Annotated in this window: 23 protein-coding genes and 3 pseudogenes; 12 read left to right on the top strand and 14 right to left on the bottom strand. The window is 68.2% G+C overall.

Annotation, left to right across the window (positions count from 1 at the left end; genetic code table 11):
- Positions 1–163 precede the first annotated feature (163 nt).
- Positions 164–1956 (top strand): annotated as a pseudogene (locus ACSQ86_RS09330) (DEAD/DEAH box helicase).
- Positions 1957–2048: 92 nt separating this feature from the next.
- Positions 2049–2264 (top strand): 5'-nucleotidase C-terminal domain-containing protein, encoded by a 216-nt coding sequence (locus ACSQ86_RS09325; protein ID WP_436308789.1) that lies wholly within the window; start codon positions 2049–2051, stop codon positions 2262–2264.
- A gap of 89 nt (positions 2265–2353) precedes the next feature.
- Here the strand turns inward: ACSQ86_RS09325 and ACSQ86_RS09320 are convergent.
- The 7 genes and pseudogenes from ACSQ86_RS09320 to ACSQ86_RS09290 all read right to left on the bottom strand — a co-directional run bounded on the left by ACSQ86_RS09320 (position 2354) and on the right by ACSQ86_RS09290 (position 9020).
- Positions 2354–2931, bottom strand: a pseudogene (locus ACSQ86_RS09320) (DUF3501 family protein).
- 39 nt (positions 2932–2970) lie between these two features.
- Entirely contained in the window at positions 2971–4041 is a 1071-nt protein-coding gene (locus tag ACSQ86_RS09315) for an ABC transporter ATP-binding protein (protein ID WP_436308788.1), read from the bottom strand.
- Positions 4042–4053: 12 nt separating this feature from the next.
- Positions 4054–4905 carry a carbohydrate ABC transporter permease gene (locus ACSQ86_RS09310; protein WP_093102220.1) on the bottom strand — a complete coding sequence of 284 codons (852 nt, stop codon included), beginning with the start codon at positions 4903–4905 and terminating at the stop codon, positions 4054–4056.
- A complete protein-coding gene (locus ACSQ86_RS09305) occupies positions 4902–5771 on the bottom strand; it encodes a carbohydrate ABC transporter permease (protein WP_436290709.1) in 870 nt (289 codons plus the stop codon). The genes ACSQ86_RS09310 and ACSQ86_RS09305 overlap by 4 nt, the downstream gene beginning before the upstream one ends.
- Before the next feature lie 92 nt (positions 5772–5863).
- On the bottom strand, positions 5864–7240 hold the full coding sequence (locus tag ACSQ86_RS09300) for an ABC transporter substrate-binding protein (protein WP_436303434.1): 1377 nt from the start codon (positions 7238–7240) through the stop codon (positions 5864–5866).
- A gap of 71 nt (positions 7241–7311) precedes the next feature.
- Positions 7312–8055, bottom strand: coding sequence for a FadR/GntR family transcriptional regulator (locus ACSQ86_RS09295; RefSeq protein ID WP_436303433.1), 744 nt, complete (start codon positions 8053–8055; stop codon positions 7312–7314).
- A gap of 17 nt (positions 8056–8072) precedes the next feature.
- A complete protein-coding gene (locus ACSQ86_RS09290) occupies positions 8073–9020 on the bottom strand; it encodes a 2-hydroxyacid dehydrogenase (protein ID WP_436303432.1) in 948 nt (315 codons plus the stop codon).
- Positions 9021–9279: 259 nt separating this feature from the next.
- On the opposite strand from ACSQ86_RS09290, the pseudogene ACSQ86_RS09285 reads away from it, so the two are divergent.
- From ACSQ86_RS09285 to ACSQ86_RS09270, 4 genes and pseudogenes are all read left to right on the top strand, one after another.
- A pseudogene (locus ACSQ86_RS09285) lies at positions 9280–11017 on the top strand (IlvD/Edd family dehydratase).
- Positions 11018–11914, top strand: a complete 897-nt coding sequence (locus ACSQ86_RS09280) for a 2-dehydro-3-deoxygalactonokinase (RefSeq protein WP_093102212.1) — start codon at positions 11018–11020, stop codon at positions 11912–11914. It abuts the pseudogene before it with no gap.
- A complete protein-coding gene (locus ACSQ86_RS09275; protein WP_093102211.1) occupies positions 11911–12552 on the top strand; it encodes a 2-dehydro-3-deoxy-6-phosphogalactonate aldolase in 642 nt (213 codons plus the stop codon). The genes ACSQ86_RS09280 and ACSQ86_RS09275 overlap by 4 nt, the downstream gene beginning before the upstream one ends.
- An 8-nt stretch (positions 12553–12560) precedes the next feature.
- A complete protein-coding gene (locus tag ACSQ86_RS09270) occupies positions 12561–13325 on the top strand; it encodes an aldolase (protein ID WP_436303430.1) in 765 nt (254 codons plus the stop codon).
- Here ACSQ86_RS09270 and ACSQ86_RS09265 read toward each other — a convergent pair.
- The 4 genes from ACSQ86_RS09265 to ACSQ86_RS09250 are packed head-to-tail and all read right to left on the bottom strand — an operon-like array spanning position 13307 to position 17150.
- Complete coding sequence (locus ACSQ86_RS09265) at positions 13307–14008, bottom strand: SDR family oxidoreductase (RefSeq protein ID WP_436308787.1); 702 nt, start codon at positions 14006–14008, stop codon at positions 13307–13309. The two genes, ACSQ86_RS09270 and ACSQ86_RS09265, sit on opposite strands and share 19 nt — an antisense overlap.
- 28 nt (positions 14009–14036) lie before the next feature.
- On the bottom strand, positions 14037–15440 hold the full coding sequence (locus ACSQ86_RS09260) for an MATE family efflux transporter (RefSeq protein ID WP_436308786.1): 1404 nt from the start codon (positions 15438–15440) through the stop codon (positions 14037–14039).
- Positions 15437–16693 carry an MFS transporter gene (locus ACSQ86_RS09255; RefSeq protein WP_436308785.1) on the bottom strand — a complete coding sequence of 419 codons (1257 nt, stop codon included), beginning with the start codon at positions 16691–16693 and terminating at the stop codon, positions 15437–15439. Before ACSQ86_RS09255 ends, ACSQ86_RS09260 begins: the two co-directional genes overlap by 4 nt.
- On the bottom strand, positions 16686–17150 hold the full coding sequence (locus ACSQ86_RS09250) for a MarR family winged helix-turn-helix transcriptional regulator (RefSeq protein WP_436308784.1): 465 nt from the start codon (positions 17148–17150) through the stop codon (positions 16686–16688). The genes ACSQ86_RS09255 and ACSQ86_RS09250 overlap by 8 nt, the downstream gene beginning before the upstream one ends.
- 52 nt (positions 17151–17202) lie before the next feature.
- Here ACSQ86_RS09250 and ACSQ86_RS09245 point away from each other — a divergent pair, with 52 nt between their 5' ends.
- The 6 genes from ACSQ86_RS09245 (at position 17203) to gloA (ending at position 22530) form a co-directional block, all read left to right on the top strand.
- The gene (locus tag ACSQ86_RS09245) at positions 17203–17751 is read left to right on the top strand and encodes a PaaI family thioesterase (protein WP_436303424.1); all 549 of its coding nucleotides are present in this window, start codon (positions 17203–17205) and stop codon (positions 17749–17751) included.
- Between the two features lie 121 nt (positions 17752–17872).
- The gene (locus ACSQ86_RS09240) at positions 17873–18907 is read left to right on the top strand and encodes a Fe(3+) ABC transporter substrate-binding protein (protein WP_436303423.1); all 1035 of its coding nucleotides are present in this window, start codon (positions 17873–17875) and stop codon (positions 18905–18907) included.
- A 76-nt stretch (positions 18908–18983) separates the two neighbouring features.
- On the top strand, positions 18984–20624 hold the full coding sequence (locus tag ACSQ86_RS09235) for an ABC transporter permease (RefSeq protein WP_436308783.1): 1641 nt from the start codon (positions 18984–18986) through the stop codon (positions 20622–20624).
- Positions 20621–21307 (top strand): ABC transporter ATP-binding protein, encoded by a 687-nt coding sequence (locus ACSQ86_RS09230; RefSeq protein WP_436303421.1) that lies wholly within the window; start codon positions 20621–20623, stop codon positions 21305–21307. The genes ACSQ86_RS09235 and ACSQ86_RS09230 overlap by 4 nt, the downstream gene beginning before the upstream one ends.
- Before the next feature lie 82 nt (positions 21308–21389).
- The gene (locus tag ACSQ86_RS09225; protein ID WP_436303420.1) at positions 21390–22076 is read left to right on the top strand and encodes a glutathione S-transferase family protein; all 687 of its coding nucleotides are present in this window, start codon (positions 21390–21392) and stop codon (positions 22074–22076) included.
- Positions 22077–22119: 43 nt separating this feature from the next.
- Complete coding sequence (gene gloA, locus ACSQ86_RS09220) at positions 22120–22530, top strand: lactoylglutathione lyase (RefSeq protein ID WP_436303419.1); 411 nt, start codon at positions 22120–22122, stop codon at positions 22528–22530.
- On the opposite strand, the gene ACSQ86_RS09215 is transcribed toward gloA, so the two are convergent.
- Genes ACSQ86_RS09215 through edd form a run of 3 tightly spaced genes read right to left on the bottom strand, consistent with a single transcriptional unit; the run spans position 22527 to position 25719 of the window.
- Positions 22527–23252, bottom strand: coding sequence for a haloacid dehalogenase type II (locus ACSQ86_RS09215; protein WP_093102193.1), 726 nt, complete (start codon positions 23250–23252; stop codon positions 22527–22529). The two genes, gloA and ACSQ86_RS09215, sit on opposite strands and share 4 nt — an antisense overlap.
- Positions 23249–23890: a bifunctional 4-hydroxy-2-oxoglutarate aldolase/2-dehydro-3-deoxy-phosphogluconate aldolase gene (gene eda / locus ACSQ86_RS09210; RefSeq protein ID WP_093102191.1), complete on the bottom strand. Its 642-nt coding sequence runs from the start codon at positions 23888–23890 to the stop codon at positions 23249–23251. The genes ACSQ86_RS09215 and eda overlap by 4 nt, the downstream gene beginning before the upstream one ends.
- Positions 23881–25719 (bottom strand): phosphogluconate dehydratase, encoded by a 1839-nt coding sequence (gene edd / locus ACSQ86_RS09205; RefSeq protein WP_436303417.1) that lies wholly within the window; start codon positions 25717–25719, stop codon positions 23881–23883. The genes eda and edd overlap by 10 nt, the downstream gene beginning before the upstream one ends.
- Between the last annotated feature and the right edge of the window lie 46 nt (positions 25720–25765).

The raw sequence follows: 25765 nt of genomic DNA, 5'->3' as shown, positions 1-25765 counted from the left end.
CCAGTTGCCCGCAACGCCGGCCCTCCGCCGGGGACGACGAAGGCCCATCTCAAGGCTTTCAGGCTCCCACCCCTGACCCTCATTCGCCTTTACTGGCTCGACGTCGCCAAGACGCCGTAGCGGGCGAATACCACTGCGCCGTGTAAGGCGCTTGTTGAACTCAATGAACTTTGATGAACTGAAGCTGGCCCCGGCCATCTTGAAAGCCGTGCACGAGCAGGGCTACGAAACCCCCACCCCGATCCAGGCCCAGGCCATTCCTGCGGTGCTCGAGGGGCATGACCTGCTCGGCGGCGCCCAGACCGGCACCGGCAAGACGGCCGCTTTCACGCTGCCGATGCTGCACAAGCTCACGATGAGCCGCAGCGCCACCAACAAGTTCGGCGGCACCGGCGTGCGCGCCCTGGTGCTGACCCCCACGCGCGAACTCGCGGCCCAGGTCGAAGAGTCGATCCGCACCTACGGCAAGTACCTCCAGCTGAGCTCGACCGTGATCTTCGGCGGCGTCGGCATGAACCCGCAGATCAGCAAGCTCAAGAGCGGCGTCGACATCCTGGTCGCCACGCCCGGCCGCCTGCTCGACCTGCAGCAGCAAGGCATGCTCGATCTGGCCCAGGTGCAGATGCTGGTGCTCGACGAAGCCGACCGCATGCTCGACATGGGCTTCATCCACGACGTGAAGAAGATCCTCGCGCTGGTGCCGAAGGAAAAGCAGAGCCTGCTCTTCTCCGCGACCTTCAGCGATGAAATCCGCGACCTCGCCGCCACGCTGCTGAAGAACCCGCAGAGCATCCAGGTCACGCCGCGCAACACCACGGTGCAGCGCATCACGCAGGTGGTCCACCCGGTGGGCCGCGGCAAGAAGAAGGCGCTGCTTGCGCACATCATCAACGAGCACAACTGGAGCCAGGTGCTGGTGTTCACCCGCACCAAGTTCGGCGCCAACAACGTGGCCGAATTCCTGACCAAGAACGGCATCGAAGCGATGGCGCTGCACGGCAACAAGAGCCAGAGCGCGCGCACCCAGGCGCTGGCCGGCTTCAAGAGCGGCGAGATCCGCGCGCTGGTGGCAACCGACATCGCCGCCCGCGGCATCGACATCGACGAGCTGCCGCACGTCGTGAACTACGAGATTCCCAACGTCAGCGAAGACTACGTGCACCGCATCGGCCGCACCGGCCGCGCGGGCGCGAGCGGAGAGGCGGTGAGCCTGGTCTGCCTCGACGAAGAAGGCTTCATGCAGGAGATCGAGCGCTTCACCAAGCAGCAGATCCCGGTCAAGCTGATCGACGGCTTCGGCCCCGAGGAAGGCGAGCGCGCCGAACCCATCGCGATGGGCCGCCAGACCATCTGGGGCGGCGCCGGCCGCCCGCCGAGCCGCGAAGTGATGCAAGCGGCGGCCAAGGCCGCGCGGCAGGAAATGATGCAGCGCATCCGCGACAACAAAGCGGGCCAGGGCGAGCAGCGCAGCAGCGGTGGCGGCAATGGCGGCGGCCAGCGTCGCGGCGGCGGTGCTGGCCAGGGCGCACCGGCCGGCCGCAACGGCGGCGGCCAGGGCCAGCGCGGCCAGGGCGGCGGGCGCTGGTACAAGGCCCGGCGCGCGGACCGCAGGGTCCGGCACGCACGCCGCACCATGCACCGCACCACGCGGTGCAAGGCCACCTGCCGCACGAGGAGCGCCAGCCGCGCCATCACGGCAACAGCCACAGCCCGACGCAGGCCGATGCGGTCGCGCACCTGCGCGCCGAAGCGGTGGCCGGCGCGGCGGGCCAGCCCGATCCCTTGCGCACCAGCGTCGACAGCCTGGGCGGCCGCGGCCGTCGCGGCGGCGGTGGCTACGGCGGCAACCGGTCCGGCGGCGGTGGCCGTTCGGGCGGTGGCGGCGGTCGTTCAGGCGGTGGCTACGGCGGTGGCGGCGGCGGCTACGGCGGCGGTGGCCGCTCCTTCGGTCGCTGAGAACACGACCACTGCACAAAGGGCGCTTCGGCGCCCTTTTTCATGGGCCTCCGGCCGTCAACGGCGACGTCAGCTACGGCCAGATCTTCAGCGTGCAGCCCTTCGGCAACAGCCTGGTCGTGAAGACGATGACGGGCGCGCAGATCAAGGCGATGCTCGAACAGCAGTTCAACAGCGGCACCAACACCGTGGCCGCATCGCGCGTGCTGCTGCCCTCGAGATTGAGGCACTGCCGAGCAACGCAGCGGCAGGCGGATCAGGGCTCGCGACTGCCTGAGCGAAGCGAGTTTGAGCGAGACCCCGCCTGACGCGAGCAGCGCAGGGAAGCCCGAAGGGCCAGTGACGTCGGCCGGCACAGGGCACACCGCCCGCCGCCGCGCCCCCAACGCTCTTGCGCCTAGCTCAAGTCGCCGGCCAGGCTCGCCAGCGTCTCCGGCGCGATGCTCGCGAGCGCCGGGTAGTTGCTGTGGTCGCAGCCCAGCCTGCCGTTCGCGCCCGCGCGCACGGCAGCGCGCGCGGCATCGCCGAACTCGAAACGCACGAAGTGGACTGCCGAGGTCTTCTCGTCGTTCTCGCGCTCCATGTCTTCGTCGGCGATCGCGTAGATGCGCCCGTGGCCTTCGACCTCGACGAACATGCGGTCCTCCACACCGATGAGCCGGGCCAGTTCGCGCTTGCGCTCGTGCGCGTCGGGGAACTCGATCAGAATGGTCGCCTTCCAGTTGCTGCCGTCGGGCACCAGGGCTGCGTAGGCATCGATCTCGCTCTGGATGCCCTCTTCGTCGAAGATCTTCTCGATGTGAGCATCTCCTGGATCTGGCGGCGGATCGTCGTCTCGTCTTCGAACTGGATGCTGACGTGCTCGCCCAGGCGCACCGTGCGCAGCCGGCGGTGCGCGATGAACTCCGGCGCGCTGCTCTTGCGGATCTTCGCGTACGCCTCCAGCGTCAACAGGTTGTCTCGGGTGATGCTCAATAGGGGCCATTGACGCAAGCAATGAGCAAGGCGCAGCGCTCAGTTCAGCCGGCGACTGCTCTGCCTGTCGAACAGGTGCGCGCTGTCGGCGCCGATCACGAGGCCGATGATGTCGTCCGGCGCGGCATCGACGCGACCGTGCACCACCACGATGAGCTTCGCCTCGCCCACCTGCACCAGCAACTCGGTCTCGTTGCCGGTCGGCTCGACGACGATCACCTTCGCGGCCACGCCGCTGCCCGCGTTCGCGAGTCTGATGTCGCCGGGACGGATGCCGTAGTGCACCGCCTGCCCGTCCGCCGCCGCGGTCGCGCCCGGCGCCGGCCAGCGCGCGCCGTGCGCCTCCACGCTGCAGCCCTCGCCGTCGCGCCGGAACACGCCTTCGATCACGTTCATCGCCGGCGAGCCGATGAACTGCGCGACGAACAGGTTGTCAGGCCGGTCGTAGAGTTCCAGCGGCGTGCCGATCTGCTCGACGAGACCGTCGTGCATGACCACGATGCGGTCGGCCATCGTCATGGCCTCGATCTGGTCGTGCGTGACGTACACCGTGGTGGTCTTGAGCCGCTGGTGCAGGGCCTTGATCTCGGCGCGCATCGCCACCCGCAGCTTGGCGTCGAGATTGGACAGCGGCTCGTCGAACAGGAAGACCTTGGGATCGCGCACGATGGCACGCCCCATCGCCACGCGCTGGCGCTGCCCGCCCGAAAGCTCGCGCGGATAGCGCCCGAGCAACGCATCGAGATTGAGGATCTTCGCGGCGTCGGCCACGCGCTGGTCGGTGACCGACTTGTCGGCATTGCGCAGGCGCAGGCTGAAACCCATGTTCTCGCCCACCGTCATGTGCGGATAGAGCGCGTAGCTCTGGAACACCATCGCAATGTCACGGTCCTTGGACTCGAGCTCGTTCACGACCCGGCCGTCGATCATGATCTCGCCGCCGGTGATGTCTTCCAGCCCGGCCAGCATGCGCAGCAGCGTGGACTTGCCGCAGCCCGAAGGGCCGACCAGCACGACGAATTCGCCGTCGGCGATGTCGAAGCCCAGTCCGTGCAGGATGTCGACCTTGCCGTAGGACTTCTTGACGTTGTTGAAGGAAACGGATGCCATGTTCTTGATCCCTTAGCTCTTGACGGCGCCGGCCGTCAGGCCGCCGACCATGTAGCGCTTGAACGCGTAGTAGATCGCCGCCGGCGGCAGCGCATAGATGAAACCGGTGGCCATCAGCAATTCCCATGGCGAATCGTCGGCCGCCAGGAAGTTGCCCAGCGCCACCCCGAGCGTGATGTCGGTTTCGTTGGACAGCAGCAGGAAGGCATAGAGGTATTCGTTCCAGGCCAGCAGCAGTGCATAGGTGCCCACTGCCACCATCGAGGGCACCATCAGCGGCAGATACACCAGACGAAACAGCTGCACCGGCGTGGCGCCGTCCATGCGCGCGGCCTCGTCGAGTTCGTAGGGCAGCTTGTCCGAGGCCTGCTTGAGCACCCAGATGCAGTAGGGCGAAGCGATGGTGACCATCGCAAAGATCAGCGACCACTGGTTGTTGAGCAGCCCGTAGTTGGCCATCGTCTTGTACATCGGCACCGCCAGGAATGCAGCAGGGATGAAGTAGGTGAACAGGGCCATGTTGAGCACCGTGCGCCCGCCCCGCACCCGCAGCCGGCTGATGGCGAAGGCGGCGGTGGTGGCCACCATCAAGGTGATCAGCCCGACCGCGATCGCAATGACAAGCGAGTTGCCGAGCTGCTGCCAGAAGTGCGACAGGTAGAAATGCTTCTGCTGGAACACGGTCTCGAAGTTCTGCAGCGTCGGGTTCTTGGGCCATAGCCGGCCCGAGGTAGCCGATTCGCGCTCTGATATCGCAAACAGGAACATGTGGTAGACCGGGATGATGGTCCACAGGAACACCGGGATGCCGATCAGCAACAGCTTGGCTTCGGCGGTGACGGAGCGCAGGGTCCATCGCTTCATTTGGACAGCCTCTTCATCATGAAATACACCAGCGGCAGTACCAGCGGCAGCGCCACCACGATCGAGGACATCGCCACATCCATCTGGTCCAGCCGCAGGTAGCGGATGCCCAGGGTGGCCAGCACGTGCGTCAGGTCGGCCGGCCCGCCGCCCGTGAGCAGGTAGACGCTGTTGAAATCGCCCAGCGTCCAGATCGCCGACAGGATGGTCGACGTGATGTAGAGCGTGCGCATCGCCGGCCAGGTGATGAAGCGGAACTTCTGCCAGTTGCTGGCGCCGTCGACCGAAGCGGCTTCGTACTGTTCGGCCGGAATCGACAGGCGCCCGGCCACCAGGATCAGCGTCCAGAACGGCAGCGACTTCCAGATATGCATCAGCATCGACAGAGACAGCGCCAGCGTCGGGTCATTGAGCCAGTTCGGTCCGTCGAGCCCCGTGAGGCGGAAGATCACCGAGTTGATGACGCCCCACTCCGGATTGAGCATGAAGCGCACCGACAGGATGGTCGGAATCGAGGGCACCGCCCAGGGCAGGATGAAGAGCACCGAGAGCGCCTTGATCCACCAGCGCGTCTTGATGAAGAAGCCCGACAGCACCAGCGCGGCGATCATCTTGAGATTGATCGCCACCACCAGGAACACGATGGTGTTGATGGCGCTGCGGAAGAAGATCGGATCGTCGAACAGCTTCGTGTAGCTGGACGGGTGCCGGGCCAGCCAGAGGCCGTAGCCCACCGGGTACAACACGAACACCGCGAACACGAGCAGGTAGGGAACGACGAACAGGCGCCCCCAGAATTCCCAGCGGGTCAGGCTACGGGACGCCGGCGCCGCGACGTGCGGCAATGTGCTAACAGCTTGAGTCATGGTTCAGTTCACCCCGATGTCGTTCAAGCGGAGAAGATGATGGACAGGCGGACGGCCGCGGCGCCGAGCCGCGGCCGGACCGATTCAGAGGGTCAGCCCGCAACCGCCTTGATGCGCGCGATCATCTCGTCCACGGCCTTGTCCACCGGCACCTTCTCGTTGAGGATCCGGTTCGCCGCCTTGGCCCACACGTTCTCGTTGTTGAGCACCGTGAACTTGTAGTTCTTGGTGAATTCGAATGGCGAGGTGCCGGCCATGAACTGGTTGTAGACGGCCGTACGGTGCGGGTCCTGCTTCCAGAAAGCACTTTGCTGCGCCGCCTTGGTCACCGGGAACCAGCGCCCGAGCGAGCCTTCGACGTAGGGCGTGAGATTGGCGTCGTCGAGCAGGAAGGCGACGAACTTCTTCGCGGCATCCTTGTTCTTGGCGTCCTTGAAGATCACGCCGGTCTTCACGGCCGCGCGGTACACCATCTTGGAGCCGTCGGGCTTGTTCGGGAAGCCTGCTGTCGCGATCTTCTCGGTGTAGTTCAACTTGGCGGCGTCGCGCTGCGCTTGCGTAAGCGATTGGTTGTTCGAGGCGTCGAGTTGCGTGGCGGCGATCGAGATCGTCGCGTTATGCGTCAGGACGGTCGTCTTGTTGGCAAAGGCGACGTTGTTGTCCGGATCCTTCCAGTTGGTAGCAGACGGCGGCGCGCAACCCTTCGAATACACCTGTGTGTAATCGGTCAGCGCGTTGATCAGGCCCTGGCGAACCGCCGGATCATCGACCAGCAGCTTGCCCGCGTCGTTGACCAGCTTGACGTTGTAGGCGTCCATGAAAGTCAGGAACGAGAAGAACGAGTCGCTCGAGTCCACGCCCAGCGGCTGGCCGATGCCGAAGCTGCGGGTACCGGACTTTTGACGATGGGCTGGTTGCACCTTGTCGCACCAGAAGCTCCAGTAGCTTTTCCAGTCGGTCGGGATGTCGCTCTCCTTGAAGCCCGCCTCGGCCAGCATGTCCTTCCAGTACTGGATGTGCATGGTCTGCTGCTTGATCGGGTAGGCGTAGTAGGCGCGGCTCTTGGTGGTGTCGTTGTAGAGGAAGGTGGTGGCCAGCGCCGCAGGCTCGAACTTGGCGCGCATCGGGTCGAGGATGCTGGTCACGTCTTCGAGCTTGCCGTCGTAGGCCCACTTGGCCGTGACCTGGAAGTCGTAGACGTCGCCATAGGCCACGTCGGGCGGATTGCCGGCGTCGAGCGCAGCCACCGACTTCGGAACCATTTCCTGCGGCGCATAGAGCGACAGCTCGACCTTGATCTTCGGGTTCTTGGCCTCGAATTTCTTGATGGCTGCGTACAGCGCGTCGTCCTCCGCCTTGTAGAAGCCCTTGCCCCACCAGACGGTGAGCTTCTCCTGCGCCGCGGCCTGGCCGGCGGCAGCGAGCCCCAGCGCGACCAGCGCGGGAATCATGAGTGCCTTGAATTTCATGCTGTGTCTCCTTTTTTTGACGATGGGTGCTCGATCCATGAGCGTTGCTGGGAAAGGGATGCGGGCGCGCCTCAAGCGGCCTTGAGCCGCGGCGGTGACCGACCGAGGCGCGGCAGGCGGCGGCGCGAGCCGACCACCTCTTCGATGTCCTCGCGCGCACCGTCGATGAGCTTGATGATCGCGCGCTCGGCGCGCGCCGGGTTGTGGGCGATGACCGCATCTAGCACCGCCCGATGCAGAGGCAGCGACAAGGTCGGTCCGTCCTTCTTGGCGGTCGAGAGCTCGAAGCTGGTGCGCAGCAGCGCGTTCAGCGCCTTGCTCATCTGGGCCAACATGCGGTTGCCGGCAGCGACCAGCAGTCCGTGGTGAAAGCGCAGGTCGCTGGTGACGTAGTCGCCGCCGTATTCCACTGCCTGCTTCATGCCGGCGTAGGCCTCTTCGATCTCCTCGATGTCGGCCGGGGTGGCGCGTTCGGCCGCTAGCCGAACGGCTGCCGGCTCGACCACGCGCCGCAGGTCCAGCAGGTCGCGCAGGAACTCGGGCGTGAGGCCGGCGCGAGCCTGCCAGGTGATCACATCGGGATCGAACCAGTTCCACCGGTCCTCCGGCAGCACGCGCGTGCCGACCTTCGGCCCCGTGACGATCAGGCCCTTGGCGACCAGCGATTTCACCGCTTCGCGCACCACCGTGCGGCTGACGCCGAACTCCTCGCACAAGAGCGGCTCCGCGGGCATCGGCGCGCCGATGGCATAGCGGCGCGACACGATCGCCTCGCCGAGCAGCTCGAGCGTGCGGCCGTGGGTGTTCTTGGTCATGGTGCCGCGTCGCGCCTTCAGGCATCCACCGGCGTCAGCAAGGGCGCCCCTGCGAAATGCGCGCGCAGGTTGTCGAAAGTCAGTTGCGCCATGGCCTCGCGCGTCTGCTTCGTGCCGCTGGCCATGTGCGGCGTGAGCACCACGTTCGGCATGGCGCGCAATTCGGCCGGCACCTGCGGCTCGTTGGCGTAGACGTCGAGCGCGGCACCGGCAATGACGCCCTTCGAGAGCGCGGCGATCAGCGCCGCTTCGTCGACCACGCTGCCGCGTGCCACATTGACCAGGTAGCCCTGCGGTCCGAGCGCCTCGAGCACGCGCGCATCGATCAGGCCGCGCGTCGCCGCGCCGCCCGGCGTGATGACGACCAGGAAGTCGACGGCAGCAGCGAGCGAGACCGCATCCGGGTGGTAGGCGTAGTCGACCTCTGAGCGCGGCGAACGCGCGGTGTACGCGATCTGCATGTCGAAGCCCCGCGCCCGGTGCGCAATGGCCTGTCCGATGCGGCCCATGCCGACCACGCCCAGGCGGGCGCCCGTGACCTTGCGGTTCAGCGGGAACGGGCCCTTCGGCCACTCGCCTTCGCGCACGAAGCGGTCGGCCTGGGGAATGCGCCGCGCGATCGAGAGCAAGAGGCCGATCGCCAGATCGGCCACGTCGTCGTTCAGCACCTGCGGCGTGTTGGTGACCGGCACGCCGCGCTCGTGCGCTGCGGCCACGTCGACGCCGTCGTAGCCGACACCGAATACGGAGATCACTTCCAGCGCCGGCAGGCGGGCCATCAGCTCGCGCGGCACCTTGGCTTCGCCGTTCGCAACGACTGCGCGGATGCGCGGGGCAGCGGCCGAGAAGGCCTCGGGGTCGTTGACGTGCGTCCGATCGTGCACCGTGTACTCGCGGTGCAGCGCGTCCATCAGGAAGGGCATCAACGGCGCGACGACCAGCACCTCGGGGCGGGTGGCGCTCATTGAGCAACCTCCGCGCTGCGCGCTGCGGTATTCGCCTTGGGAGCGGCCCGGCGGCTCATGCTTCGATGCGTCATTTGCATCGGTTGCTTGCGCGTTGCGTTCAATGAATGGGGCATGTCTTGTCTCCTGCGAGGACCGAGATTTCCCTAGACCTCGATCCAATGTCGGCGCTTATCATATGATGATTGAAATACCGGTCCGGCAGGACAAACCCTGATTCGCCGGGGCCGCAGATTGGCCCACCGCGGAGACAAGACAGATGAGCGCCCCACCCCGGAAACCCGCGCACGAACTGCGCAGCCAGCAATGGTTCGGCCGCCACGACCGCGATGGCTTCATCTACCGCAGCTGGCTCAAGGGCAAGGGCGTTCCGCACGACCAGTTCGACGGCCGGCCGGTGATCGGCATCTGCAACACCTTCAGCGAGCTCACTCCCTGCAACTCGCACTTCCGCACGCTCGCCGAGCAGGTGAAGATCGGCGTCTACGAGGCCGGCGGCTTCCCGCTCGAGTTCCCGGTGATGTCGCTGGGCGAGACGCTGATGCGGCCGACCGCCATGCTCTATCGCAACCTCGCGAGCATGGACGTCGAAGAGAGCATCCGCGCCAACCCGCTGGATGGCGTGGTGCTGCTCATGGGCTGCGACAAGACCACGCCGGCGCTCATGATGGGCGCATCCAGCGTCGACCTGCCAACCATCGGCGTCTCGGGCGGCCCGATGCTCTCGGGCAAGTGGCGCGGGCAGGAGCTCGGCTCCGGCACCGGCGTCTGGCAGATGAGCGAGCAGGTGCGCGCCAGCACGCTGAAGCTGCAGGACTTCTTCGAGGCCGAGAGCTGCATGCACCGCAGCCACGGCCATTGCATGACCATGGGCACCGCCAGCACCATGGCCAGCATGGTCGAATCGCTCGGCATCGGCCTGCCCGGCAATGCGGCCTATCCGGCGGTCGACGGGCGGCGCAACGTGCTCGCGCGCGCGGCGGGCCGACGCATCGTCGAGATGGTGCACGAGGACCTCGTGATGTCGAAGATTCTCACCCGCCAGGCGATCGAGAACGCGATCAAGGTCAATGCCGCGATCGGCGGCTCCACCAACCTCGTGATCCACCTGCTCGCGATCGCGGGGCGCATCGGCGTCGAACTTACGCTCGACGACTTCGACGGCCTGGCCTCCGACCTGCCCTGCCTGGTCAACCTGCAGCCCTCGGGCCAGTACCTGATGGAGGACTTCTGCTACGCGGGCGGCCTGCCGGTGGTGATGAAGGAGATCGCGCAGCACCTGAACTTGGGACTCATCACCGCCAGCGGCCGGAGCGTCTGGGACAACATCAAGGACGCCGAGAACTACAACCCGCAGGTGATCCAGCCGCTCGCCAAGCCCTTCAAGGACAAGGCCGGCATCTGCGTGCTGCGAGGCAACCTCGCGCCCAACGGCGCGATCATCAAGCCGAGCGCGGCCACGCCCGAGCTGCTGGTGCACAAGGGCCGCGCGGTGGTGTTCGAAAGCGCCGACGACCTGCACAAGCGCATCGACGACGAGTCGCTCGACATCGACGAGCACTGCATCATGGTGCTCAAGAACTGCGGCCCCAAGGGCTACCCCGGCATGGCCGAGTCCGGCAACATGCCGCTGCCGCCCAAGGTACTCCGGAAGGGCATCACCGACATGGTCCGCATCAGCGATGCGCGCATGAGCGGCACCGCCTACGGCACGGTGGTGCTGCACATGGCGCCCGAGGCCGCGGCCGGCGGGCCGCTGGCGCTGGTGCAGGACGGCGACATCGTCGGAGCTCGACGTGCCGAATCGCAGGCTGCATCTGCACGTGAGTGACGAGGAGCTGGCGCGCCGGCGCGAGAAATGGACTGCCCCGAAGCCGCCCTTGGACTCCGGCTACTGGAAGCTCTACGTCGACAACGTGCTGCAGGCCGACCAGGGCGCCGACCTCGGATTCCTGCGCGGCAAGCGAGGCTCTTTCGTTCCAAGAGACAATCACTGAATGCACTTAATCGCCGTTGATTGGGGTACCAGCTCATTACGCGGCGCGCGGCTCGACGGCAAGGGCCACGTGCTCGAGGAGCGCGAGCATCCGCGCGGCATCCTCACGGTCCCGCCGGGTGGCTTCCCGGCCGTGTTCGAAGAATTGTTCGGCGACTGGATGCGCCCGACCGGCAGCTTCTGCCTGATCTCGGGCATGGCCGGCAGCAAGCAGGGCTGGGTCGAGGCGCCCTACTGCGCCTGCCCCTCAGGCCGGGTCGAAGTGGGCAACGCGATCGTCGAGATCGAGCCCGGCCGCATCGCGATCGTGCCCGGCCTCAGCGACCTGCACGACGGCGTGCCCGATGTGATGCGCGGCGAAGAAGTGCAGATCTTCGGCGCCATGGCGCTGACGGGCCTTGCCGACGGCGTTTTCGTGCTGCCCGGCACGCACAACAAGTGGGCCACGGTGAAGCGGGGCCGCGTGACGGGCTTCCGCACCTTCATGACCGGCGAGTTCTATGCGCTCCTGAGCCGGCACTCGATCCTGGCACGCACGCTCGATGCAGAGGCGCCGCTGGACGAAGTCGCCTTTCTCGAAGGCGTGACGCAGGCCGACAACGGCCAGGGCCTGCTGCACAACGCCTTCGGCGCGCGCACGCTGGCGCTGTTCGAGCGCATGTCGGCCGGCGATCTCTCGAGCTACCTGTCGGGGCTTCTGATCGGCGAGGAGCTGCGCACCCAATCGATCCACGCCGCCGGCGACCTGGTGCTGATCGGCACGCCGGCGCTGACGCAGCGCTACCTGCTGGCGCTGCAGGCCTCGGGCAATACCGCGCGGACGCTGGGCGCCGAGGCTACCTGGGCCGGCCTGCACGCGCTGTCGGCATTCCTCAACGCAAACAGAACAAGGCCATGACTTCGCCTCTGGACAAATTCTCCGCCGCCATGCAGCAGTTGCCGCTGGTGGCGATCCTGCGCGGTCTGACGCCGGCCGAGGCGCCGGAGGTCGGCGATGCGATCGTCGAAGCCGGCTTCCGGCTGCTCGAAGTGCCGCTCAATTCGCCGCAGCCGCTCGAAAGCATCGCACTCCTGCGCCGGCGATTTCCGGATGCGCTGGTCGGCGCCGGCACGGTGCTCGATGCGCAGCAGGTGCGCGAGGTGCATGCGGCCGGCGGCGAGCTGATCGTGGCGCCCAACTTCAATGCCGAGGTGCTGGCCGAAGCGGCGCGCCTCGGGCTCGTGAGCCTGCCCGGCGTGATGACGCCGACAGAGGCCTTCGGCGCGCTCGCGGCAGGCGCCAGCGGGCTCAAACTCTTCCCCGCCGAACTGGCCTCGCCCGCGGTGGTGAAGGCCTTGCTCGCGGTGCTGCCCAAGGGCACGCCGCTGATGCCCGTGGGTGGCATCACGCCCGGCAACATGGCTGCCTGGCGCGAAGCCGGCGCGGCCGGTTTCGGCATCGGCTCGGCGCTCTACAAGCCCGGCAAGAGCGCCGCCGCCGTACGCGAGGCCGCGCTGGATTTCGTCGCTGCCTTCAACGGCAGCCGGCGCACCTGAGGATCGCCATGTCTGCAGAATCCGACTACGCCAGCCCCGCCGTCCGCATCCTGCGCGACAACCTCGCGCTGGCGCTGCGCGCCGCCTCGCACCATGGCCTCTCCGAGGGCGTGTGCAACCATTTCAGCGTCGCGCTGCCCGGTGCGCAGGACCGCTACCTGATCAACCCGCGCGGCCTGCACTGGAGCGAGATCGGCCCCGATGACATCGTGCTGATCGACATGCACGGCGAGGTGCTGGCCGGCCGCCATCGCGTCGAGCCCACCGCCCTCTTCATCCACGGCGCGGTGCATCGCATTACCGGCCACGCGGTGGTCCTGCATTGCCACATGCCCTATGCGACCGCCCTGACGCTCACCGCCGATCGCGCGCTCGACCCGACGCTGAGCCAGAACGCGATGCGCTTCATGAACCGCATCGCCATCGATGCGCAGTACAACGGGCTGGCGCTCGACGACCGCGAGGGCGAACGCATCGCCCATGCGATGGCCGGCAAGGACGTAGCCTTCCTCGCCAACCACGGGGTGATCGTGGCCGGCGCGCACATCGCCCATGCCTACGACGACCTCTACTACCTCGAGCGCGCCTGCTTGCACCAGGTGATCGCGCAATCCACCGGCCGGCCGCTGGTGCCGGTCGACGCGGCGCTGGCCGCGCACGTGGCGGCGCAGATCCAGGGCGAGCGCGAGCAGTCCGACCTGTTCTTCGAGGCGCTTCGCCGGCTGCTGCCCGCGCCGCGTCCCGAACGCCCGCTTCAGCGCGCGGCCGCGTAGGCAGGCGGGTCCGCCACCAAGCCCTGCTTGACCTGGCGCGTCACCGCGTCGGCCAGCACTTCGGGCAGGCCGGCCTCGACGGCGGCGAAAGTCTGCTTCGCCACATCGTCGGGCGATGTCTTGTCGCCCGGCACATGGCTCGCCATGTCCGTATCCATGAACGCCACGTGCACGCTGACGACCTGCGTGCCCTGCTCGCGCAATTCGTTGCGCAGGCCGTTGCTGAGCGACCATGTGGCCGACTTCGAGGTGCTGTAGGTGGCCGCGCCCGGCAGGCTGATCCAGCTCAGCGCCGACAGCACGTTGACGATGGCGCCGCCGCCGTTCTTCGCCAGCACCGGCGCGAAGGCACGGCTCAAGGCCCAGGGGCCGAAGAAGTTGGTCTCGAACTCGGCCCGCGCGGTGTCCATGGCTTCCGGCGACAGCAGGCCCGAGCCGCGCGAGATGCCGGCGTTGTTGACGAGCAGGGTCACGTCGCCGTAGGCGCGAGCGGCCGCTTCGACCTGTTCGGGCTTGGTCACGTCGAGCGCGACGGCGTGCACGCCTTCGAGCGTGATGGATTTCGGGTCGCGCGCGGCCGCGTAGACCTTCTTCGCGCCGGCCGCGAGCGCTGCACGTGCGTAGGCGAGCCCGAGGCCGCGATTGGCGCCGGTGATGAAAACGACGGAGTCCTTGATCTTCATGGAAAGCTTTCGGCAATGGGTGGAGGATTCAGGTCTGCTGAACGCGCCGCAGCAGCCCGGCCGTGGTGCGCGGCCAGCCGACACGGCCGAACCAGGCGCCGCCGGCGATCGACGATGCGATGACGATGCCGTACACCACCAGCGCGGCGCCCTGCGCGACGAATACGTGACTCAGCTGGCCGCCCCAGCGCAACGCGAGCCAGCCGCCGATCCCGGCCACCGCCAGCCGCGCGATGTTGCCGAGCACCGGCCACAGAAGGCGGCCCGCGCCCTGCGAAGCGAAGTACAGCACCAGCCCGACGCCGAAGAAGCCGTAGAAGGGCCCGACCGCACGCAGGTACTGCGAGCCCGCTTCGAGCATCGCCGGATCGCTGCCGAAGAGCATCAGCCAGGGCCTCGGGAACAGCGCGGCCGCGAGGCCGATGGTCTCGGTGAGCACGAAGGCCATCGCCGCGCCCGCCCAGGTGGCGCGCAGGGCGCGTTCGCGCTGCCCCGCGCCGATGGCGGTGCCGACCATCGCGACCAGCGGCGCGCCGAGGCCGAACACCAGCGGGACCAGCAGGTATTCGAGCCGCGAGGCGGTGCCGTAGCCGGCGATCGCACCGGGGCCGAACTGCCCTGCCAGCGCGGTCGCGATGCCGATCGACAGGTTGGTGGCCACGGTCGAGACCGCGCCCACGAGGCCGACGCGCAGGATGTCGGCGAACAGCGGCCACTGGAAGCGCGCCTTCGCCCATGAGGGCTTGAGCAGGCTGCGGCTCCCGCGCAGGTAGGCCCACAGCGCGAGCGTGCCGGCCAGGTAGTAGAGCAAGAGCGCGATCGCGCCGCCGGCGATGCCCATGCCGGGAATCGGACCCCAGCCGAAGATCAGCAAGGGCGACAGCGGCACCAGCACCACCACGCCGGCGACCGTCACGTTGGCCGGCACCGACATGTTGCCTGTGCCGCGGATCACCGCCGCCAGCGAATTGAAGAGCCACACCAGCACCGCGCCGGCGAACACCCAGTTCGAATAGGTCAAGGCCGCGTCGAGCGAAGCGCCGGTGCCGCCCATCAGCGCATAGAGCCAGCGCCCGCCGAAGAGGAGCGCCAGCGTGAACACGAGGCCGAAGCCGAGCGCGATCAGGATCGCATGCAGCACCAGCGAATCGGCATCGTCGCGGCGCCGCGCACCGAGCGCGCGTGCAATCGCCGAGGCAATGCCGCCGCCCATCGCGCCGGCCGAGGTCATCTGCATCAGCATCACGATCGGGAACACCAGCGCCATGCCGGCCAGCGCATCGGTGCCGAGCTTGCCGACGAAGTAGGTCTCGATCAGGCCGACAGCGGCCTGCGCGACCATCACCAGGACGTTGGGCGCGGCCAGGCGCAGCAGCGTGGGGATGATCGGCGCCTCGAGCAGAAGGCGCGTGCGCGGGTCGACACTGCTCATGCTGCCGCCTTCGCCATCAGCGCCGGCCGAGGCTCGCGGATTGGCAGGTTGATCAGCGCTGCGCCGGCAGCCAACGCGATGTCGATGTACCAGACGATGTCGTAGCTGCCCGTCACCTGGAACACGTAGCCGCCGAGGAAGGCGCCCAGGAAGCCGCCGACCTGGTGCGCCAGCATCACGACGCCGAACAGCATCGCCATGTTGGCCGGGCCGAACATCTTGGCGACCAGGCCCGCGGTCGGCGGCACGGTCGAGAGGAAGGTGATGCCCATCACCGCCGCGAACACCATCATCACGGCCGGCGTTTTGGGCGCTAGCAGGAAGATCAGCACCGCGATGCCGCGCGTCGCATAGAGCAGCGCCAGCAGCGACTTCATGCGCCAGCGCCCGACAGCCCAGCCCATCGCCAGGCTGCCGACGATGTTGAAGAGGCCGATGACGCCCAACGCCCAGCCTCCGATCTCCGGCGGCAGGCCGCATGCCGCCACCACGCCCGGCAGGTGGGTGGCCAGGAAGGCGACGTGGAAGCCGCAGACCAGAAAGCCCAGGCTCAGGTAGCGGTAGCTCGGCGTGGCGAGCGCCTGGCCGATCGCCTGCCGTGCCGTGAGCGGTTTCGTGCCGCTCGCTGCTGCCGACTGGGCCGCGAGCAGATTGGAATTGCCCTTCAGCACGAAGACCGCGGGCAAGGCCAGCAGGATCAGCACGCCGAGCCATTGCATCGCACTGGCCCAGCCGACGCCGGCCATCAGCGCGATCGCGATCGGCGCCATCGCGAACTGGCCGAAGGAACCGCCGGCATTCACCACGCCGGTGGCCAGGCCGCGCTTGGCCGGCGGCACCATGCGCGTGACGGCGGCCATCAGCACCGAAGGCCCGGCCATGCCGGCGCCGCCGGCGGCCAGCACGCCGATCGCGAAGATCAGGCCGGCCGTCGTCGTCATCAGCGGCGTGATGATGGTGCCCAGCGCCACCAGCAGCACGCCGATGAAGATCACGCGGCCGGTGCCGATCCGGTCGGCCACCGCGCCCGCGAAGGGCTGCGTGAGGCCCCACCAGAGCTGGCCGAAGGCGAAGGCCAGGCTGATGCTGCCGATGCCCAGGCCGGTGGACGTGTTGAGCGAGGAGAGGAAGAGCCCCATCGTCTGACGCACGCCCATGGTGAGCGCGAAGGTGCCGGCGGCGGCCAGCAGCACCAGCCACAGGGCGTAGCGCGCCACAGGCGTGGCGGGCGCGGCGGTCGTCTTGTCATTCATCCACATCTCCCTCTTCGGCAGCGCCCGCGGGTTGCAGCAGCGCGATGCTCTCGTCGATCAGCGCGTGCAGCGCGATGACCCGCTCGATGCCGAGCAGGGCGTTGAGTTTTTCCTGTGCCGTGCGCCAGTGGCGCTGCGCTTCGCTGCGCTTCTTGCGGCCGGCCTCGGTGATCGCGATCAGCCGGCTGCGTGCATCGGGCCCGTCGCCCTGCGTCAGCCAGCCCGCCGCGGCCAGCGGCTTGAGATTGCGCGTCAGCGTCGACGCGTCGATGTTCATCGCATGCGCGAGATCGCTCGGGCGCAGCGGCCCGAGGTGCAAGACATGCGACAGCAGCGAGTACTGCGTGGTCTTGAGGCCGCTCTTCGTGACCTCGGTGTCGTAGTGGCGGGCGACCTGGCGCAGGAGGCGCCGCAGCCGGAAATTGGTACAGCCTTGCGGCTTTGCGATAGCATCCATGCCATCCATTGTAGCTACAATAATTGCATATGCAACCTTTAAAGGAATTCGAATGAACGCGACGGAGCAACTGGCGGCCTGGATCGCCGAGGAAGAAACGATTGCGGAGCGGCTGAATGCGGGCCCTGGCCCCGGCCTGGCGCGGCCCGAACAGCTCGCAGGCAAGACCGGCCTGGAGATGATGGAAGCCATGCTGCGCGCCGAAATCCCCTACGCCGCCATCGCGAAGACGCTGGATTTCTCGCTCATCTCGGTAGCCCCCGGCCGGGCGGTGTTCCAGGGCACGCCGCTCCCGCGGCACCTGAATCCGCTGGGCACCATCCATGGCGGCTGGTTCGCCACCCTGCTCGACTCGGCGCTGGGCTGCGCGGTCCACACCATGATGCCGGCCGGCCGCGCCTACACCACGGCCGAGCTCGGCGTGAACCTCGTGAAGGCGCTGACGCCCAAGGTCCCGCGCGTGCGCGCCGAGGGCAAGGTGATCCACTGCGGGCGCCAGCTCGCCACCGCCGAGGCGCGGCTGGTCGGCGCCGACGGCACGCTCTACGCGCATGCCACCACCACCTGCCTGGTTTTCGACATCCCGCCACGGCGCGAGTAGGCCCTGCGCCGGTAAGCACAAAGGCCGAAACCCGGCCCTCCAAGAGTGATAATGATTCGTATCGGCGTTCGCAAACGAACGGACGCCGGTGCTTTTTACAAATCGACTCTGGAGAAGCCCCATGACCGCACGCCTTTGCGCGCTGACCTGCATCGCCGCCGCCTGCCTGGCCGGCGCCTTGCCCGCCCACGCGGCCGAGGAACTCACGCTCTACACCACGCGCGAGCCCGGCCTCATCCAGCCCCTGATCACCGCCTTCAGCACGCAAAGCGGCGTCAAGGTCAACACGGTGTTCGTGAAGGACGGGCTGCTCGAGCGCGTCAAGGCCGAAGGCGCCCGCTCGCCGGCCGACGTGCTCATGACTGTGGACATCGGCAACCTGATGGACCTGGTCGACGGCGGTGTCACTCAGCCGGTGAAATCGGCGGCGCTGGAATCGGCCATTCCGGCCAACCTGCGCGGCGCCGACGGCCAATGGTTCTCGCTGTCGATGCGCGCGCGCGTGCTGTACGCCGACAAGAGCCTGCCGCTCACGTCCTTCCGCTATGAAGATCTCGCGAATCCCAAGTACAAGGGCAAGGTCTGCATCCGCGCCGGCCAACATCCCTACAACACGGCGCTGGTCGCATCGCTGATCGCGCACGACGGCGAGGCCAAGGCCGAACAGTGGCTGCGCGGCGTCAAGGCCAATCTGGCGCGCAAGGCCACCGGCGGCGACCGCGACGTGGCGCGCGATATCCTGGGCGGCATCTGCGACATCGGTCTCGCCAACTCCTACTACGTGGGCCAGATGAAGGGCTCGAAGGAAGGCAGCGACGCGCGCAAGTGGGGCGATGCCATCAAGGTGATCCGGCCGACCTTCGCCAATGCCAAGAGCGGCGGCACGCACGTCAACATCAGCGGCGCCGCGGTCGCGAAGAACGCGCCGAACCGCGCGAATGCGGTCAAGCTGCTCGAGTTCCTGGTGTCGGAGCCGGCGCAGGCCTTCTACGCCGAGACCAACTACGAATACCCGGTGCGCAAGGGCGTGGTGCTCGATTCGATCATCGCCTCCAGCATCGGTGAACTGAAGGTCGACCCGCTGCCCATCACCGAGATCGCCAAGTACCGCAAGCAGGCCAGCGCACTGGTGGACAAGGTCGGTTTCGATCAGTGACGCGCCGCCGGGCCGCCCCAAGGCGCGTCAGCCCCCTCGGGGGGCAGCGAGGACACGAAGTGCCGAGCGTGGGGGTATGAAAGCGGTTGGGCCCGTCTGGCGGGCCGCGTCGATCCTCATCGCGCTCGGCGTGCTCGCGCCGGTTCTCAGCCTGGCTTGGCTCGCGCTGGGTTCGGGCCTGCAGCATTGGGCACACCTCGCAGAGCACGTGCTGCCGCAGGCCGCGCTCAACACCGCGATGCTGCTGGCCGGCGTGGGCGTGCTGGTGCTGGTGATCGGCACCGGCTGCGCCTGGCTGGTCACGGCCTGCGACTTCCCGGGGCGACGCGTGCTGCACTGGGCCCTGCTGCTGCCGCTGGCCATGCCGACCTACATCGTCGCCTTCGCCTACCTCGACCTGCTGCACCCGATCGGACCGGTGCAGGGGGCTCTCCGCTGGGCGCTGGGCTTCGACAGCCCGCGCCAGTTCCGCCTGCCCGACTTGCGCTCGATGCCGGGCGCGATCTTCGTGCTCGGCTTCGTGCTCTACCCCTACGTCTACATGACCGCGCGCGCCATGTTCATGACCCAGCCTGCCCACCTGATGGAAGCGGCCCGCACGCTGGGCGAAAGCCGCGGCGGCGCCTTCTTCCGCGTCGCGCTGCCGCTCGCCCGGCCCGCGTTGGCCGTCGGCCTGAGCCTGGCGCTGCTCGAGGCGCTCAACGACATCGGCGCTTCGGAATTCCTCGGCATCCAGACGCTCACGGTCGCGGTCTACACGACCTGGATCACGCGCTCCGACCTGGCCGGGGCGGCACAGATCGCCTGCGCCATGCTCATCGTGGTGGTGGCGCTGGTGCTGCTCGAACGCAATGGCCGGCGCCATCAGCGTTTCGGCTCGGCGCAGCGCATGCGCGCGATCCAGCCGCGCCGCCTGCACGGCGCAGCGGCCTGGGCGGCGAGCGCCGCCGCCGCGCTGCCGGTCGCGATCGGTTTCGTCGTGCCGGCGCTCTACCTGGTCTGGGAAACGGCCAAGCGGCTGCGCCAGGGCGGCGGCATCTCCGACGGCTTGCTCGCGAGCCTGGGCAACACCCTCGCGCTGGCCGCCGGCGTGACGCTGGCCGCGGTCTCGGCCGGCCTGGTGGTGGCCTGGGCGGTGCGCAGCCAGGGCTCCACAGTCAACCGCGCGCGCTGGCAGGCGCGGGTCGCCACGCTCGGCTACGCGGTGCCGGGCACGGTGCTGGCCATCGGCCTGCTCACGCCGGCGCTGGCTTTCGACGCCGCGCTCGGCGCGCTCATGGGCCGCGAAGGACTGCCGCTGATGAGCGCCGGCATCGTGCTCGTCATCGCCTGCGCGATCCGCTTTCTGGCCATGCCCGTTGGCGGCATCGAGGCCGGGCTGGCGCGCATCCCGCCGGCGCTCGAACAGGCCTCGCGCCTGCTCGGCGAAACGGCCGGCGGCACGCTGCGACGCGTGCATCTGCCGCTTTTGCAGCCGGCCATCGCCGCGGGCGCGCTGCTGGTGTTCGTCGATGCCATGAAGGAGCTGCCGGCCACCCTGCTGCTGCGGCCCGCGAACTTCGACACGCTGGCGACCTGGCTCTACGCGGAGGCCGCGCGCGGCACCTACGAAGAAGGCGCCATCGCCGCGCTAGCGATCGTGCTCGCCGGGCTCTTGCCCGTGATCCTGCTGGCGCGCAACCAGTTGGGCACGCATCCGGAGACCCTGCGAGCATGAGCGCAACCCTCCAACTCGACGGCGTGCGCCTCGCCTATGACGGCGCACGCGGGCGGCACACCGTGGTCGACGGCTTCTCGCTCGCGCTCGACGCCGGCCGCATCGGCTGCCTGCTCGGCCCGTCCGGCTGCGGCAAGACCACGGTGCTGCGCGCGATCGCGGGCTTCGAACCGGTGCGCGCCGGGCAGATCCTGCTCGGCGACAAGCTGCTGTCCTCGCCCACCACCCACCTCCCGCCCGAACAGCGCCGCGTCGGCATGATGTTCCAGGAGTACGCGCTGTTCCCGCATCTCACGGCGGCGCAGAACGTGGGCTTCGGCCTGCGGCGGCTGGCGCGTGCGGAGCGCGATGCACGCGTGGCGGCGATGCTCTCGCTGGTGGGCCTGGCAGAGGCCGGCGAACGCTATCCGCACGAACTCTCGGGCGGACAGCAGCAGCGCATCGCATTGGCCCGCGCGCTCGCACCGGCACCCGCGCTGCTGCTGCTCGACGAGCCTTTCTCCAACCTCGATGCCGGCACGCGCGAGCGCCTGACGGCCGAGGTGCGCGAGATCCTCAAAACCGCCGGCCAGACCGCGATGCTGGTCACGCACAACGAGGCCGAGGCGCAGGCCATGGCCGACCATGTCGGCGTCATGCACAACGGCCGGCTGACGCGCTGGACCGGCGGAACTGCGGAATGACGCACATGGGCTTTTTCAGAAAAGGTCTTTGAGCCTCGCAAGAATCGCGCTTTCGATTCACTTGAACAACACGAAAGCACGCATGACCGCCCAACTCACTCTCGTCAGCCACCTGCTGTGCCCCTACGTCCAGCGCGCCGCGATCGCGCTGCTCGAAAAGGACGTAGCCTTCGAACGCGTCGTGATCGACCTCGCGCAGAAGCCGGACTGGTTCGTCAAAATCTCGCCGCTCGGCAAGGTGCCGCTGCTGCGGGTGCCGCAGGCCGACGGCAAGGAAGCCGTTCTGTTCGAAAGCAACGTGATCTGCGAATACCTCGAAGAAACCCAGCCCGGCCCGCGCCTGCATCCTGAAGACCCGCTCGCGCGCGCCGAGCACCGGGCATGGATGGAATTCGGCTCCGCGATCCTCGCGGACCTGTGGGGCTACGAGACCACGCGCGATGCCGAAGTGTTCGAGCAGAAGCGGCAGGCGCTCGTTGCCAAGTTCGCACGCGTCGAGGCCGCGCTGGGCGATGGGCCCTACTTCGCCGGCACGCGCTTCAGCCTGGTCGATGCGGTCTTCGCGCCGATCTTTCGCTACTTCGATGTCTTCGACCAGATCAGCGATTCGCACATCTTCGACGCGACGCCGAAAGTGCGCGCCTGGCGTAAGGCGCTCGCGGAACGCCCCAGCGTGCGCCATGCCGTGGTGCCCGAGTATCCGCAGCACCTGCGCGCCTTCCTGCAGAAGCACGAAGCGCATTTGCTGACACTCGCCGGCCGCGTCTGAACCGACAATCCCCGGCGACAACCACTCTGCACCACCCCACGAGATGCGACTTCTCCACACCATGCTGCGCGTTGGCAATCTCCAGCGCTCGATCGACTTCTATACGCAAGTGCTCGGCATGCAACTGCTGCGCACCTCGGAGAACCCCGAGTACAAGTACAGCCTGGCCTTCGTCGGCTACGAGGGCAACCCGGCCCAGGCCGAGATCGAGCTGACCTACAACTGGGGCACCGAAAGCTACGAACTCGGCACGGCCTACGGCCACATCGCACTCGGCGTGCCCGATGCCTATGCGGCCTGCGAGAAGATCAAGGCCGTGGGCGGCAACGTCACGCGCGAGGCCGGCCCCGTCAAGGGCGGCACCACGGTGATCGCCTTCGTGACGGATCCGGACGGCTACAAGATCGAGCTGATCCAGCGCCCGGAAGGCGCCGCCGGCGGCGGGCTTCGCTAGCAACCGAGCAGATCCGCCAGCGCGCCGATGTCGCGCGCATGCAGCGTGTTGTCCGCGCGCGGCGAAACATCCTTCGGGCGGTCGGGTCCGAACTCCTTCGGCCGCTCGATGTAGCCGGTGCGCAGGCCGCAGGTGCGCGCGGCGGCCAGGTCGTCGTGGTGCGCGGCCGCGAGCATCACCTGGCTGGGCGTGACGTCGAACACCGCGGCCACGCCGAGGTAGGTGCGCGGATCGGGCTTGTAGGCCTTGAAGACCTCGGCCGACAGTACGCAGTCCCAGGGCAGCCCGGCATTCTTGGCCATCTCGGTCAAGAGGCCGATATTGCCGTTGGACAGCGTGCAGATGATGTACTTGCGCTTGAGCCGCGCCAGACCCTCGAGCGCATCGGGCCAGGCCGGCAGCCGGTGCCAGGCCTTGTTGAGTTCGCGCTTGCGCGCCGAATCCAGATCGCCCAGGCCGAAGTCGCGCAGCACGCCTTCGAGAATGCCCATGTGCAGTTCGTCGAGCAGCGTGAAGCCGCCCTCGCCGGCCGCGAGGCGTTCCATCACGCTCTTCATCGCGGGCTGGTAGCCCGCGCGCCAGGCCAGCGCGAAGGCGCCGCCGTCGACGCCCGGCACGATGCGCTCGGCCTCGGCGGCGATGCCGCTGTACCAGTCGACGACCGTGCCGAAGACGTCGAAGGCGATGACCTTCAGATCGCCGGCATCGAAGTCTTCGCTCATCGCACCAGCTGGCTGGCTTCGCGCGCCAGCGCTTCGATGCGCGCCCAGTCGCCGGCCGCGATCGCCTCGGTCGGCACGATCCACGAACCGCCCACACAGGCCACGTTGGCGAGCGAGAGGAACTCGTGCGCATTGGCCGCCGTGACGCCGCCCGTGGGACAGAACTTCACTTCGCCGAAAGGTCCCTGCCAGGCCTTGAGCATGGCGACGCCGCCGGCCTGCACGGCCGGGAAGAACTTGAGTTCGGTAAAGCCGTCCTCCTGCGCCAGCATGATTTCGCTGCCGGTCGCCACGCCGGGCAGGAGCGGCAGGCCGAGGTCGTGGCAGGCCTTGCCCACGGCGCGCGTGTAGCCCGGGCTGACGCCGAACTTCGCGCCGGCCAGCGCCGAGGCCTGGGCATCGGCCGCGCTGCGGATGGTGCCGGCGCCGGGCACGGCCTCGGGCACCTCCTTGGCGATGATCTCGATGCATTCGAGCGCCTCGCGCGTGCGCAGCGTCACTTCGAGCATGCGGATGCCGCCGGCGACCAGCGCGCGCGCGAGCGGTACCGCGTCCTTGACGTCGTGCAGCACGATCACCGGGATCACGGGGGCGTCGCGCATCACGTCGATGGCGGACAGCGTGGGGTTCACAGCCATGTGCAGGCTCCTTCTTCGGCAGTCAATGCATTGCGGCGCATGCCGGCGAACAGGTCGCGGCCCAGGCCGTGACCGTTGGCGATGCGCAGTTCGTCGGGCAGGGTCGCGCTTTCTCTCTCGGCCCATTCGTCGGCCGGCAGCAGCACGGCCAGCGTGCCGGCCACCGCATCGAGCCGGATCAGGTCGCCATCGCGCACCTTGGCCAGCGGGCCGCCGGCGGCGGCTTCGGGCGAGACGTGGATCGCGGCCGGCACCTTGCCCGAGGCGCCGCTCATGCGGCCGTCGGTCACCAGTGCCACACGGAAGCCCTTGCCCTGCAGCACCGACAGCGGCGGCGTGAGCTTGTGTAGCTCGGGCATGCCGTTGGCCTGTGGACCCTGCCAGCGCACCACGCAGACCACATCGCGTTCGAGTTCGCCGGCGGTGAAGGCGTGCTGCAGCTCGGCCTGCGAATCGAAGACACGGGCCGGCGCCTCGATCACGTGCCGGTCGTCCGGCACCGAGGACACCTTGATCACACTGCGTCCGAGGTTGCCGCTCAAGAGTTTCAGGCCGCCGGTGGCGCTGAACGGCGCCGAGACCGGGCGCGCGACGGCTTCATTCTTCGAGGGTGCGGCGGCGCGCCACTTCAGCACGTGCTCGTCCGACGGCGCGCCGGCCAGCGTCGGGATGCCGGCGTATTCGCGCAGGCCGCCGGCGCGCACGGTCAGCACGTCGGCATGCATCAGGCCGGCGTCGAGCAGTTCACCGATCACGAAGCCCGGGCCGCCCGCGGCCTGGAATTCGTTGACGTCGGCGCTGCCGTTGGGATAGACCCGCGTGAGCAGCGGCACCACCTCCGAGAGCTCGGAGAAATCGTTCCAGTCGATCAGGATGCCGGCAGCGCGCGCCACCGCGACCCAGTGGATCAGGTGGTTGGTCGAGCCGCCGGTGGCGAGCAGCGCTGCCATGGCGTTGACGATGCTTCGCTCGTCGACCATCTCGCCGATCGGCGGCGTGGCATAAGGCTTTTTGGCGGCCACCCCCAGCACCGTGCGCACCGCCTCGCGCGTGAGCGCCTCGCGCATCGCATCGCCGGGCTGGATGAAAGCGGTGCCCGGCACGTGCAGGCCCATCGCCTCCAGCAGCATCTGGTTGCTGTTGGCGGTGCCGTAGAAGGTGCAGGTGCCCGGCGCGTGATAGGCGGCCATCTCGGCATCGAGCAGGCCCTGGCGGCCGACCAGCCCCTGGGCCGCCTGCTCGCGCACCTTGGACTTGGCGCTGTTCGACAGGCCCGAGGGCATCGGCCCGGCGGGCACGAAGACGGTGGGCAGGTGGCCGAAGTGCAGCGCGCCGATCAGGAGGCCCGGCACGATCTTGTCGCACACGCCCAGGAGCAGCGCGGCGTCGAACATGTCGTGCGTGAGCGCCACGGCGGTACCCATCGCGATCACGTCGCGACTGAACAGGCTCAGCTCCATGCCGGGCGTGCCCTGCGTGACGCCGTCGCACATCGCCGGCACGCCGCCTGCCACCTGCGCGGTGGCGCCGAGGCGGCGCGCCTCGTGCTTGACGATGTCGGGATAGCCCTGGTACGGCGCGTGGGCCGAGAGCATGTCGTTGTAGGCGCTGACGACGCCGATGTTGGGTGCGCGCTCGGTCACCACCTTGAACTTGTCGCTGGCCGGAATGCCGGCCACGGCGTGCGCCACGTTGGCGCAACCCATGCGGTCGGAGCCGCGGTCGCGGTTGCGGGTCTCGGTCAGCCGCTGGAGATAGGCGCTTCGAAGGTCCCGGCTGCGCGCACGAATGCGCTCGGTGACATCGCGTACGGTGGGATGTGTAGTCATGAGTGCTTCACTGTGCAGTGGGGCTGCGCGCGGCCCCTGCCACGCG

This window comes from Variovorax sp. LjRoot130, from assembly GCF_964253755.1.
Lineage (GTDB): Bacteria > Pseudomonadota > Gammaproteobacteria > Burkholderiales > Burkholderiaceae_C > Variovorax.
Note: the sequence above shows the minus strand (reverse complement) of the source record. Positions and strands in the feature narration are given on the sequence as shown.